The following is a 13,996-nucleotide window of genomic DNA, read 5'->3' as shown; positions in this document are numbered from 1 at the left end:
CATCGTTTTAGATCATTCCTATCAAACGGCCCTCATTGGATGTCAAGAAACCAGCCTCTGAATCCGGAAATCCTCAGAATTAAATTCAAAATCCATACTATTCAAACAAACTAAATCAACCAAACGCCGAGAAACAAACCCATAAAAATAAAAGCCCGAACGTTTCCGCCCGGGCTTTTGATTTCTGCGTCGCGTCCTTTTACGACGGATCGACCGCTAAATTTTTTAAAAACGATTCATCGGTCTTCTTATCGTTGTCACACCGTAAGAATCTCCGTGAATTACCGGTTCTTTACTTGGAGCCCCAGCCCTGAACTATGATCGGACCGAAAGCCGTTACGATCAGTGTCAGAAAAAGAACGATGATCGGAACGATCACACGCTCGTATCTTGAAAAGAAAGTTGCGTGATGAATTTCCGGTTCGTTCTCTAAATACTCGCGCACGACGTGTTTTGTCAAAAGGTGATTGAGCGCAACCGGCGGAGTCAAATATCCCAACTCAAACGAAACGAGAGCCGTCATCCAAAAGTTCAACGGATGAATTCCGTTCGCCTTTGCGATCGGATACAGCGTAACGGAAACCAAGATCACCGCACCGTAAGGATCCATCAGCATACCGATGATTACGAGTACGATCGTCAAAACGATCATCGCGGACAAAGGAGAACCCAAATGTGTCGGAAAGAGATTGATCACGTTGGAACGTTCAAACACCCCTCCCATACAAGCCGAAAGCCCCATGAGCATCAAAAGGGCTCCGAGGTGAGAACCCGTGTCATACGAGGTTCTAGAAATCTTCACGACATCCCGCGCGTTCGAAGCCGGGTGATGCTCTTTCCGACTCTGTTTGTGATCCCAGTAAATCAAAGCAAGCATCGCGATCGGTAACATATACGGAGCCGTATGTTCGTCGAAATGAGTATTCAGACCGAACACAAGCACGAATACGATCACAACCGCGAGCAGAATATACAAACTAAACGGTTTAAAAACGGACCAGGTCGTTTTTATCGCGCCGGATTCGGGCTGAATCTTCCAGGATTCTTTGCGTAAAAACCAGCTTACGACCAAGAACAAGGTCGTAGAAACCGCGAATACTCTCCAGCCCCAGTGAAAGAGTTCGTCCGTGGTCACGTCCAAATTCAAAGAAGCTACGATCACCACCAAAAGACAAGGAGGAAGGACCACTCCCAAACTTCCGCTCATCGCGGTTGCGGCTAACGCTCTTTCTTGGGAGGCGCCGGCCCTTCTGAGTTCGACGAAGATCGTCGCACCTAACGCCAATACGACGATCCCCGAGGCGCCGCTGTAGGCGGTCGGAAGCGCGGCCGCAATTACGACGATCACCGCTAAAAGTTCCGCGGGAAGTTTCCAAGGTTTCAGAAGATCGAAAAATCTTCTTCCGAGAGAAGTGTCTCGGAGTAAAATCCCGGTCCAAACATACAAACCGATCTGGATATACAGAGTCGCATGCGCGGTCAATTTCTGCAAATAAATCGCGAGACCGGCGGGATGATATTCGATCAGAGTAAAATAAACTCCGCAAACCGCCGCCATCCAGCAATACAATGGGATCGAGAGAAGAATCTCGGAAACCCTGCTTTTTTGCCGGTCGGCCGGGACATTGTTAAATTCAGAATTTCGAATATTATAAACGTTCAATGCGCTCAGAAAGACGAGTCCCACGATCCACAAAACCTGGATCTGCGCGTCCACTCCCTTGCTGAACGGAAGCATGGAGGCCGCGGAAAAGACAAGAATCGCATTCGCGAGAATCTGACTTAACTCCGAAGCGAGTTCTTCCTTTTTATTTTCGGGGTTTTTGAGAGCGATATGATAACGTCTCGTAGTCGAGACGATCCCGGCGACGAGAAGAAGAATCACCATCGTCATCGGAATATAATCGATGGCAAAGATCGTGATCGAAGAAAGTTTTCGTTCCGTTCCGCAATAGAGTTTTTGTCCGAAGCTGAGTTCCATCGGAGGGAGAACGGAAGAAGCCGCCGTCGTAGCCGCACCTTCCTTTTTCGGAGGAGCTTTAGAAGCAGAATCGGTTCCTAAATCCAATTCTTCCAAAAGGGCGGAATCGGAAGCGCTGACTTCCACCTTCTCCAAAGAATTGATTTCGGACGCGATGCAGTGAATCCGAATCTCCGCATAACGCGGCCAGATGGATTCTCCAAGCTCGAGCATTCGAGCCTGGACCAACTGACCGAAACTTTGAATCAAAGGAACAAAAAGAAAGAGCAGTACTGCCCAAGATACGATTTTTTTTGCCATGCGTTCTCGTTCTATCCGGTTATTCTAAGGAATCGGAACATTCTTCCGCACCGGCGTCCGCTTTACAACGAACCCCTTTCATCAGCTTGAGAATGGAAGCGTGATATACGCCTTTGTCTCTCAATTTAATGCGAACTTCCCTGAATTTCTCGAAGTAACCTTTGACTTCTTCTTTGGGAACTTCGAGCCAATACTTGGCGGGAACTTCTCTTTCCGCCTTTCTGGTCAATTCAAGCATCGTATCAAACTGAGTCGCCGCCCATTGTCTGGATTGATTTCCGTAATCCGCGGGAAAATCCGCGGTCTTTCCAACGATTTGAAACGTAAGTTGTCCGATCGGAAACTTTACGATTCCGCCGTTCGGCATAACACCTTTCATCAATTCGAGAGGTTTAAAACCGACCGCGGGAGAATAACAAGCATCCGCACGTCCGTTGTTGAAAATTCCCGCAAAGGTAGCGATCTCCGCGGGAACCATGGAAGAACCCACAACGTCGACCATCGTAGTCGCCGCTTGATCGTACGTCAAAGTAGCGATCTTCTTTCCCGCGAGATCTTTAATGGAACGGAGATTCTTGTCTCTCAAAAGAAGATAAACCGCGCCTCCGGGAAACATCGCCATCGTTTCGTATTCTCCCGCAACGTTCAACTGTCTCGCTTTCGGATTAGCAAGAACGTCGATCGTTCTTTTCAGAAGATCATACGAAGGAAGAGCGCCGATCGCTTCAAGAGAACCGGATTGAGGAACGTAACCGCGGACGCGAAGGCTCGTCAAAAATGCGAGATTGCACTTGCCTGCCTTGAAATCGGAGTTCGCAACGACTTCGTCCGTGTAAGCCTTCGGTTCGAGACGGATTCCCCAGTTCAGAGCCTGTGCCTGATAACGAAGAGCGGACTTATAGATATCACCGTGCGTTCCGGACGGATCGAAGACGCAGATCGTCTTATTGATCGGATCTGCCGCCGAAAGCGAAGACGCAAGAGCCAACGCAAGAACGGTTAGAATTTGGAAACGGATCATGGATATTCTCCTTACTATTGAATTCTCAGTTAGAATGACTTTGGATCAAAGACCTTTGAGAAGATCGTCGTCTTCTTTCAGATCGCGTTTGCCTTGCGGAAAACTTCCGAGAAGCAAAGGACCACGATGGCCTTTTTCTTTGATCCAGATTTTATCGGACTCGTGTCTGGAAAGTTGTTCCGCATACGATTCAAGAAGTTGAAACTCAGGATTCCCCTGACCTTTCTCTAAAATTTTCGCGTGTTCCTTTACGGCCTTTTTGATCGCGTCCTGATTTCCTCTTCCGGCTAACGCTTGGATATGAAACGCGCGGGAAAGACTGACGCCCGCTTTATCGCCTAACGCGACCGCACGATCCAGCTGCTGAAACGGATCCTTGCCGGCAGGAGTCGCGCCCGGAATCGAAAGCCAGATGATCGCTTCGAGAGCAAGGGGAACTCCCCACCATTCTTCCGCATTTAAGCATTTGGACGCGTTAGACACGATCGATGGGATGTCGGTGGGAACGTTTGCAACACCTTGCGCGGCTCGGTCATGAAGAATCGCAAGTAGACTCGCGGAAAGACCGATCAAATAGTAGAACTGATCTTCTTTGGAAAGAGAAGGACATTTACCGTTCCATTCTCCGAAATACAGATTAAAACGTTTGTAGGCTTCGCCGTATCGTTTTGCGGCAAGACCGTGGTTGCGGATTTCGACCGCTTGATGATCGGTCGCTTCTTCGCCCTTCCCTCTGCGGACTGCGGAGAGATAGCGAAGTTCCGCTTCCTGAGCTTCTCGTTCCGCGCACATTCCGGCACCTAACATCGCGACCAAAATCGGAAGATCGGGACGTGGGGCAACGCGCTCGAACGAACCGATCAAGGGCGCCAAGCTCACACCGGCGTTGCAAACCGAGTCCAAATCCTTGGACTGGAGCATAAACGGGATTAGGTGATCTTCTGCATAGGAAGAAATCGTTCTTCCGGTGACGTTATAAACGAGGGAACAAGAGAGAGAGTTTATTGTAACAATCGTTACAAATAAAAGTAAACCAAACTTCGACTTTCGATTTCTCATTTCAGGTACATTTATCGCTTAAGAGATTTTGATGAAAGTTAATCGCGGCTTCAGATCCGTCCATGATTTTTTTTAGAATGCTCGTTTTATTTTGGGCGAGTCGCGTACTATAGAGAAGGTCGATTGTAAAAGTGGAATCTGTGGTAGTTCCTACATTCTTTCGTAGTTCCGGGAAGTTTTTCGTGGTAGTTCCCACGTCATTTGTGATTCAAAGCAAATTCCGCTCGGTAGAAGTCCCTCCAATTTTCCGTGAATCAAACTTTGTAGGATGTACAACAGATCAAAAACTTCCCGTCCCAACCGTCCTACGCCCGACTCACAGCGCCGGAACGAATTCGTTCGATCAAACCGAGAGTTTCCGGTTCCGGATCGACTCCGAGTTCCTTTCTTAAGGACTTTTTGAATTCTTCGTATTTGCGAAGCGCCTCGTTTTTCCGATCCAACTGCAAAAGCGCCTCGAAATGAAATCTCCACGCTCTTTCGTCCAAATCATCCAAACGAATCCAGCTCGCGGAATCTTCCAGAAGGCCCTCCATCTCCTTTCGTTCCCCGTCTTTCTCGCACAAGAAACGGAAGATTTCGATCAAACTCTTGCGAATGTATTCTCTTCGAATTTCCGATTCGGGAAAATACAAATCGAACTCGAAAAAGTCTCCGCGATAAAACGCTCTTGCAAAACGAAATTCCTGAATCGCAAGTTCGGTGTCGCCTTTGCGAAGCGCCTTTGCCCCGCCCTCGTAGTGTTTTTCGAATAACTGAAAATCGGTCTGCACCAAATCCTGTCTGAAAAAAAGACGATCTTCGGAAAAGACAAGCGCCTCCGGATTTCCGATGATTCTCCGCAAACGAAAACAAAGTGCGTGCAAACTGTTGAGCCCGTTCTTGTCCGTCATTCCCGGCCAAAGAAGTTCGAGCAGCTCCTCTCGATGAATTCCTTTCTCGAAACGAATGAGAAGAATTTTGACGAGCTTCAACATCTTCTTTTTGCTCGAGATTTCCGTTTGAGGAATTCGAACTCCCCCCCGTTCCAATTCCAAGCCGCCGAGCGCTCGGATAAAGATCTGATCTTTTTCGGAATGAGGAGAACCGATCTTGGAATAGGCGGCGTGAACTTCCTCCTCCTTCGTTTTGTTTCCTTCCGTTTGTTTTTCGGAAGCGAGCCCGAATTCTTCGGGAGAAGTCAAAGCGTGTTTCAATTCCTCTCGAATTTCTCTTCCCGATTTGTTCAAAGTGAGAAACGAATCCACGGAAAACATCAAAATCAAAAAGCTAAAATGGGACGTATACGGAAACGGAACGATATCCATCGCGACGAGAATATCGAGAAACACGTTCGTGCAAAATACGATCAAACCGACGAGCAGAAATAAATTTCGAAACAGGTTCCGCACGAACTGAGTGATCACCTTAAAGAGAGTCCAGATAATCATCAAAATTCCGGACAGATAAAAATACTGAACGAGCAAAGGCTGGTCCGTTTCGTAGATCACGATTCCCAGCGCGGGAAAGGCTCTCTGGTGCGCGAGCCCGATATGATACGAATTCGGATCCACGAGGATGACCGCGGACAAGAGAACATTGAGAAGAATGTAGAGATAAACGAAATCCTTACTGAAAATTCTGCGATAGCTATTTACAAAAAGAATCATCGTCATTCCAAAAATAGGAATGAACGCGTTTTCAAGCCTTTCCCAAATCAAGGCCTCTTGTGCGTTAGCCGTATTGATCGTTTTTGTAAAAAACAAGAGATAAAAGCCGTAAGAAACCTGTAAAAAAGCGAAATGTAGGAGATACACCTGCTTTCTGTTCTTATAATATAGAAATAGATTATGGAGCGTTCTATAAGCGAGGATAGTCGCGACTAAATAGCAAGAAATCTGATAGAGCGTTATATTCATTGATTTTCAAATACCTTTTTTATCTTACAACCGTTCAGTTAAATTGTGAATAAAAGCTCATGATTTTTTATCAATCAAAATTCTTTCGCACGTATTAGAATGCAGAGAATCACGATTTTGAAATTAGTTTTTTAGAGAAGAGAGAGTTTTTTTAAGACAAGAAGAAGACAAAAACTTATTTTATGGCATGACCTGAAACTAGAACGGCCTGCGATTTTGCAGGCCTCGTAACGAACTTGATTCGCTATGATTTTTTAAGGGCAAATGATCAGCGAACTTGGATCGCTTGCAGCCGCTCCTATGAATCTCATTCCGCCTAACATATACGGATCCGACGTATTCTCCGTGGCGAGAGTAAAGAACTGAATCACGTTGCTTCTCGCGTTGATCGCACACGCGGTGTTATTCGTCGGATGTCTCAGTTTCGGAAAGTTGATCTGCGGAGGAAGGGGAACCTCCTTCAGAATACTATTGACAAGAGGCACCACGAGCGAAGTGACTAACGGTTCGATCACACTGTTGATTCCGTCCGGATCGAGTCCGAAAGGATTGTTTGCGATTCCTTCCAAAACTTCAACCGTATAATCCAAATTATTCGTGGAAAGAATCACCTGAAGAGCATTCAAGTTTTGTAAATTAGGATCGTTGTTCGGATTGGAGAAAGTGATGAATTTGAATTCCGCGTCCGCGGCCAAACTGATCCGAACCGCGCCTAACGTGTATGTGTATCCGTTCGGCCTCGTATCCGCTCCGCAATCCGTCAACTCTGCTCCGGTGAGTCCCGTGCAGCTCGCCGGTTTTTTCGCGACGATCTTCAACTGCATCTCGGTAAAATACAAACGCAGTTTCGGAATTCCCGGTCCCGTCATCGGTTTGAATTTTACGCTCGGAGCCAGCACCGGTTCCATCACCATCTCGATATCGTCATAAGGTTTTGCGGCCGGTGCGAGTGCGTTCGATCCGTTTAACCCCTGCAGTTTTTCTCTCCCCGGCGCTAAGATCGTAATGATCGGAGAGGCTTTGAGCAAAGTAGTGGTCAATTGAAAGAGAGGATTTCCTCCCGAATAGCTGTTGATCGTTTCGATGAAGGATTTATTCATCGTGATGTCCAATCCTCTTCTTTGCCAGAGATGAAACGCAGCTTGAGAAATCGTATCCGAATGAAGCGACAACAGAAATCCCGGATTCGCATTGCTCTGCGTAAACTGATACGAAGAAGGGAACGGTGTCGCGGGGTTTCTCGTGATGATCATTCCCGTTTTGGCGGCCTGATTTCTGAGTCCTCTTCCCTGCGGGTCCACGTAGTTGCTCGAAAAGGAAAGATCCAAATTGCTCACGAGTCCTTTATTCACTCCGTCGTGTTTGATCACGCTGTCCGTTCTGAGCTTCATCTTTACAGTCAAAGGAAAATTACGGAGCGGTTCGGGAAGATAACTCGGCAATTGAATCGTAACCCCGTCGTCCCGAAGCGCGCCGACCACGGAATTCAACACGTTCGGCGCGATTCTTTGTACGATGTCTTTTAGCATGTACTGGGTGATGATCCCTTTTACGTAAGGCACCGTTCCGCCCGCTAGATTCTGAACCGTTCCTCTTCCGATCAAAGGAACAAGAATGTTATCCACCCCGCCTTCGTTGGATCCGGAATATTCCATCGGAGCGGTATACATAAAGTCTTTCGTATCTTCCGCACCGGAATAAATTCCCATCGGAAGAAAGGTCGGATTGGACCAAGGCAATACGAAGAAGTTATTCGTTACGGAATCGATGTCCGCGTTGCTCGGATTGAGAGGGAACACCGTATTGTTCACTGCAAACGGGCTTCGCACCGCCATCGAAACGGTTCCCGTTCCATCGACCGATAAAACGTTTCTCGCTCTTGCCATTCTCAAAGAAGGAGTGGTTAAGTAAATATTCGGAAGCTGATTGTTGCCTCCGTTCAAACCGGGGTCCACATTCGGATCCCAATTCAAACGCGCGGTCGTCTTGAAATACATCAATGTTCCCGGCGAAATAAAGATCGTATACCAGTCTTCATAACGGGAAACGATAAAAAGATCCACTTCCACATAACGCGAACTTAGATCGAGCCCGAGTCCGGGCGCGGTGTTCGCTGTTCCCGGATTGACCCGCAAGTCGGCGGCTACGTTTCCAAGCTGCGTGCCGGAGGCATTCTTCACAAATGCGGGAAGACGCATATCGGTTACATATACGTCCATCGTCATACTCGCCGCGCCGAGCGAATCCTCCAGAGGAGCGTTATAACGGCTGAAAGGCGCGGCTGCTTTCGGCCATTTGTCGAACGCCCATTCTCCCTGATCTTCCGCTCCTTTCGGCTCCACTACCGAAGTCGGATACGTCGGATATGCGGAAGAAGGAACCCAACAATACCCTCTTCCTTCCGCGCCGGGCTTTGCGCCCAACACGGATATAAATTGTTGATTCTTGAAATCGTCGAACTTGTTCGTTCCAGGAGAACCGGATTGTCCCGGACGAATACAAGCTTCTCCGATGTTCCACTGACCGTTATCGTAAAATTTCTTTTTGGAATGATCGGGTAATCCTATTAGGAATTCTTGAAACGTTCTCGGAGTCCCGTTTACGTCCTGCACCTTGAACGCTCCGGTGGTAAACTTCTGAATCACCTTCCCCAAAAACGGAAGCATCTGTGCCTCGTCCATCACTCCGTTCGAAATGTTTGCAAGAAGATTGTTCGCGTTGTTTAGATTTCCGTAATTGAAGCTGAAGTATTTTTTATACGTCGGACCGAACTTGGTCTGAATCTCATAATAATACGTGTTTCCGCCGATCGTAGGCGGCACGGAAGAAGTCGAAAGATTCACGCTGATCGCGTTCATCGTACAAGTCGATCCGGGAAGAGCGCTCGGACAAAGTTTTACCGAAGATCCGCTTCCGCTTTTTCGGAGATAAATCGAATCGATGTAATTCTCCCCCGCGACCGGATTTTGAAACGCTGAATTGACGGTGACGTTCGCGGACGTATCCAGAGAAATATCGTCGGTCCCGTTGAGCGCCTTGTTCATCGCACCCTGCACGATCGAGTTGTTCAGAGAGTAATTCAATGTCGTTTTAAATTCCTGGCTGTAAGGAAGAAGCGGTTTATTCGAAACCGTGAGCGCGTCTTGACTGATGTTAAGCGTGTATTTTTCTCCGGGTTTGAGTTCGCGGTACGGATTGAGGATCAGTCTTTGTTCGCTGGCCCAGTAAAATTCCACACCGATCCCCGGACCGGCCAAAGGTCCGGAAGTTCCGGTCAACGTTATGCTCGCTTCGGTGAGCGCGCGGTTCATCGGTTTGGAAAACTGGATTTCCAGATCCTTATACCGGTTTACGTTTTCGTACGAATTGATGAAGAGATGCGCCTGCGGTCCCGCGTTTCCAAAATTTACGGGAAGAGTGGCGACGTTATTGTCCACGTTGTTGTAGGGAGGAATGACGGAATTGTTCGAAACTTCTCCGCCGGACGGACTTCCTAAGTCGAATAACGCCATCAGATCAAAGCCGGAATCTTTCTTTTTATCCGAGCAATCGACCGTGAGCCAACAGAGAAACAATACGGTTGAAATCCATTTGATTCTTTGATTGAGCATCTGCATTCCCTTCCTATTCCACTTTTTTCTTTTTAAAAACAGGGGTAAGAATACGAATCCCGTCCGATTTCATACTTATCTCGTACTTATATTCCGGATTTTTTTTCGAATGTTCGAATAAAAAAACCTTTTTCTAGCGATTGTTTTTTAAAAAGGGATGAGTGAAACTGAATACCGCAAATCTTCCTGCCCGAAAAATCACACTTCCATTCCGGCTCCGATCCAAAAAAAACGCGGGCTTCTTCGCATTAAAAAAAAGCCGGTTGGAACTTCAACCGGCGTTCGAATTGTTTGCATCGTTTTGGATCGAACGATGCAAAGCGGCTTTTAGAGTTAGAGACTTGAGGGTTACGATTAACGGCTAAAGATCGAAGTGAGATTGTCCCAATATGTCGTCGAATCCTCGTTCTTGTTGAATCTGTCCCAGAACACGGTTCCGTCCGGAAACGGCTTTCTTCCCTTTTCCGTGATGTCCGCAAACAGATTCATCAGAACTCCCGCAGTATAAAGAAGCGAACGGTTTCCCGATCGGCTTTGAACCATATCCGATACGGTCAATCGATCCAAATCGTCGAAGATCTCGCGGATCGTATACGGAGTGTTCATGTCCGCTTCGAGATAACTGAAGAATTCTCCCGTTAAGGAAAGTCCCATGAGTACTCCATTGACGCACCTTCCGTAAACGGCGGAGACTTCGATCAACGCGGGCGTGTCGGAAGTCAAAAGATTCGTTACGAGATAGTCTCGATTGCCGGACGAATTTTGAAAGATCGATCCGAGCAAGTTGAGAACATGTACGATCTCCGTCTGAGACGGTGTTACGTCCAAAACCAAATCCATTGAAAAGTCGAACATCGGAATCAAGGAATACACCGAATCACGGGAAAGATAATCCCTCAATCGAACCGCGACCACTCCCATATCGTCCCAAAGAGGATCATACACGTTCGCCGGTCTTGTATCGGGATACGCAGCGAGATCGGTTCCGAGTTTTTCCAAATACGTCTGCAGGTTGAACTGAACGGAGGTCGGAGTTTCCGATGTAAGTTTGATTTCACCCGCAACGGAAGCAAGACCCGCAAAGAAAAGATCCGCCCCCGGTTGGCGGCTCGGTCTTCCCATTTCCGCAAGCATGTGAACCAGATGAGTCAAAAGTTTTGTCTTGGACACAAGGTTCAAAAGTCCGTCTTGAAATCCCCTTTCCTTTTCGATCAACACGGACAAAGGACTGCGAATGGGTTCTTCCGTGATCGGATCGCTTTGACGAAAGAGATATTCTTCCGGTCCCGCAAAACGGTTCCTGAATTTTCCGTTGGGAAGCGCGGTCTTAACGACCGTGATCGTTCTTCCTCCCGAATTCGTTTCGAGATCGGTGGTTTGTGTCAAGAGCGGTCGCGTCAACGCAGCGCTGAGTCCGGTCAAAAGTTGAAACGGATTCTTATTGTTCGCCGAATCGGATTGATCCGTTAGAGTTTTTGCAAGGGATACGATCAAGGGAAGAAGTTTGTTTCGTTTGTCCCAGTAAGCATTCACTTGAGAAGGCGATACCGCATCCGCCGTTAAAAACGAAAGGCGTTCCATAACAGGAAAATTGAATGCGAATACCGGAGGCAGAACCCCGTATTGGGAACTCGGCGGATAAAAGATATTGTAAACGTTGGAATCTCCGAGACTGTTGAACGTGATCGAACTCGTTCCGCTCGTTCCGTAATCCCAGGCTTCGAGAAAGAACATACTGTCTCCCGGAAGAGAGGAAAAATTCTCCTCCAACACCTGCGTCCCCGCAACGCGAAAGTTCGGCTGCGTTGAAGTAGCGCAGCCCGGTTTCCACAACGAACCGAGAACGTTCCACTTTCCGTTTTGTTTACTCGCACAGCCGCTTCCGTCTTGAAACTGAGGTTTGGCTCCCATCAATCCTTTGAGTCCGTTCGCGATCACGGTAACAAACGCGGCCATCTTATAAGGAACTCCCGGTCCGAGAGAAGCGCGCAAAGGAATCACCGCGACCATTCTTTTTTCGGAAAGAAGCCACTGAAAATTCTTATAAAGAACTTCTTCGTCCGTTTCCAGAGCGCGCTCGCTGGAAGTTTTCGCGATTTCCCAAATCGGAATGCTCCATCCTTTCGTTCCGCTTGCGTTCACGCCGGACGCGACCTGCGTAAATTGATTGTTCAGATAACTCGCGTTAGACTCTCTTCCACCCGGTCCCACCCAGCGACAAAGACTTCCCGCGGTGCAAGTTCCGCTTCCCGTGTCCGAAACCTTGATTCGATAATCGGAACTGGACCAGGAAGATTTATAGATGAGATCGTTTCCGTTGGAATCGATGTACGGTTTACCGTCGATCGTGTAAATATTTCCCGCTTCGTCTCTTCGGTTCTTATTGTAGTAAGGACCGCCGCCGGAAAGAACTACGTTCACGATGAGCTTCATCATAAACGGTATCGTTTTGGTAAACACGGGATCGTTCGCGGCGGGAACCACGGACGGATCGGGAGATTCGAGAAGAGCCAAGGTAGGAGTGTTGATTCCCATCGTAAACGGAATCGGAGTTGTCGCGTCTCCGTTCCGATAGACGGCTCCGTCGTTCGCGCTCTGGTTTAAGAAAGCTTTGACTCCTAAGTTTCCGGTCATCGCGGAGCCGAGCGCATAGATGCTGTCGCCTACGGTCAAAACTCCGTCGGTCATCGGGCCGCCGTTCACCGAACCGTTCGGTTCCAAACTCATGATCGTGCTATCGCTTGGGTTCTCCCAGCGAAAGCCGTACGTATCCGCAAGCGTTAGGAGAAACATCAACTGTTCCAGCGCCGAGATTTTGTATTCGAATCCTCCATACGCGCGGTCTCTTCCCAGATAATCCAGACGGATCAATTCTCTCAGAGAAAAATCGACATTCTCCGCTTCCGTGGGAAAGCCCAGGTTAAAAAGGTTTTTACTCAGTTCCTTCCCTAAAAACACGTTTGGATTTTTCGTATAGGCTCCTCCGGCTCCGAGCATGGGCCGAAGATATCGAAACGCTTCCGTCATCACGACGGAAAAATCGGAAGGATAGTTCGCGTCCCGGTAATCGTCGATTCCGGAAGAATCGTGAACGCTTCCTCCGGGTGTATAATACTTTTCTAAATTAACGATGAGATCCTTAAGAGCCGTATCGGAGGATTTGAAATCGCTGAAACCCGCTCTTTGCTGAAACGAGTTTCCCACTTCGGCGATGAGATTGATCATCTGTGTTTTGAGAACTCTGTCCCCGCTCAAAGTTGGATCGATCATTCCTTTGAGAATGGATTCCACTCCGGATCTAGCGTTCGCATTTAAAACCAAAGACTTATGAAGAACGGTTTCCAAATCTTGAAACAACTCGATCATATCCGGATCTTTCAGGGCGTTTGCTAACTCTCTGTATTTGATTTCCGTTTCCGAAGCGTTGTATGTTTTGTAGAGATAGATGAGCGCGGCTTGGCTGATCGGCGAAAGATTCCGAACCACCTTTCCCGGATATTTTCGGATTCGTTCCAGCCAAGGAAGAACTCCTTCGAAAGCGCCGGAAGGAGCTTCTTTCAAACGATGAATGAGTGTGTTCGCTTTGAGAAGGGATTCGCGGACCCGAGCCTCGGGTTTTAAGAACATGTCCGAAGATACCCGCAAGAAACCGGTGATGTCCTTGCGCGAGGGTTTGCGCATCGAACTGTCCAAACGGAGGTTGAACTGTTCCGGTTGGAGACTTTGAAATCCCGCCTTCAAGGAAGGATAGTCGTCCAACAGATTGAACAAACGCAGCCCGCCGTCGCTCGTGATATTATCATAGAACGTAAGAGCGTCGAATTTTTTCTCATCCGGTTTGCAGGAAAGAAGTTCGAACCCGATCGCTAAAACCGTCATCCATTTCCAAACGAAGCCTTTCATTTCCAATTCTCCATTTCAAATCCGAAAGGAAAGAATAAGGCCAACAGATATAGTTCCCTTATTTCGGGCTTATATTCCGTCTGAATCGGTAAAAAAATTCAAAAAAGAAGAAAGAGGTTTTTCTAAATTTTAAATATATCAATTGATATTTAAAATTTCGCAGGCGATTTCTTTGTTTTCCAAAGAATTCGAATGATAAATCGGCATTCGTTTTGAAAGATCA

Annotated in this window: 6 protein-coding genes; all 6 read right to left on the bottom strand. The window is 47.6% G+C overall.

Annotation, left to right across the window (positions count from 1 at the left end):
• Positions 1 to 292 precede the first annotated feature (292 nt).
• Positions 293 to 2,281 (bottom strand): TRAP transporter large permease subunit, encoded by a 1,989-nt coding sequence (locus LFX17_RS07870; RefSeq protein ID WP_238745970.1) that lies wholly within the window; start codon positions 2,279 to 2,281, stop codon positions 293 to 295.
• A 19-nt stretch (positions 2,282 to 2,300) separates the two neighbouring features.
• Positions 2,301 to 3,302 (bottom strand): putative solute-binding protein, encoded by a 1,002-nt coding sequence (locus tag LFX17_RS07865; protein WP_238729777.1) that lies wholly within the window; start codon positions 3,300 to 3,302, stop codon positions 2,301 to 2,303.
• Positions 3,303 to 3,347: 45 nt separating this feature from the next.
• A complete protein-coding gene (locus tag LFX17_RS07860; RefSeq protein ID WP_238729776.1) occupies positions 3,348 to 4,223 on the bottom strand; it encodes a hypothetical protein in 876 nt (291 codons plus the stop codon).
• A gap of 443 nt (positions 4,224 to 4,666) precedes the next feature.
• Positions 4,667 to 6,259, bottom strand: a complete 1,593-nt coding sequence (locus LFX17_RS07855; protein ID WP_238745968.1) for a BTAD domain-containing putative transcriptional regulator — start codon at positions 6,257 to 6,259, stop codon at positions 4,667 to 4,669.
• Positions 6,260 to 6,513: 254 nt separating this feature from the next.
• A complete protein-coding gene (locus LFX17_RS07850) occupies positions 6,514 to 9,876 on the bottom strand; it encodes an Ig-like domain-containing protein (RefSeq protein ID WP_238745965.1) in 3,363 nt (1,120 codons plus the stop codon).
• Between the two features lie 348 nt (positions 9,877 to 10,224).
• Positions 10,225 to 13,773: a hypothetical protein gene (locus LFX17_RS07845; protein WP_238745963.1), complete on the bottom strand. Its 3,549-nt coding sequence runs from the start codon at positions 13,771 to 13,773 to the stop codon at positions 10,225 to 10,227.
• Between the last annotated feature and the right edge of the window lie 223 nt (positions 13,774 to 13,996).

This window comes from Leptospira sanjuanensis (assembly GCF_022267375.1).
Classification (GTDB): Bacteria; Spirochaetota; Leptospiria; order Leptospirales; family Leptospiraceae; genus Leptospira; species Leptospira sanjuanensis.
Note: the sequence above shows the minus strand (reverse complement) of the source record. Positions and strands in the feature narration are given on the sequence as shown.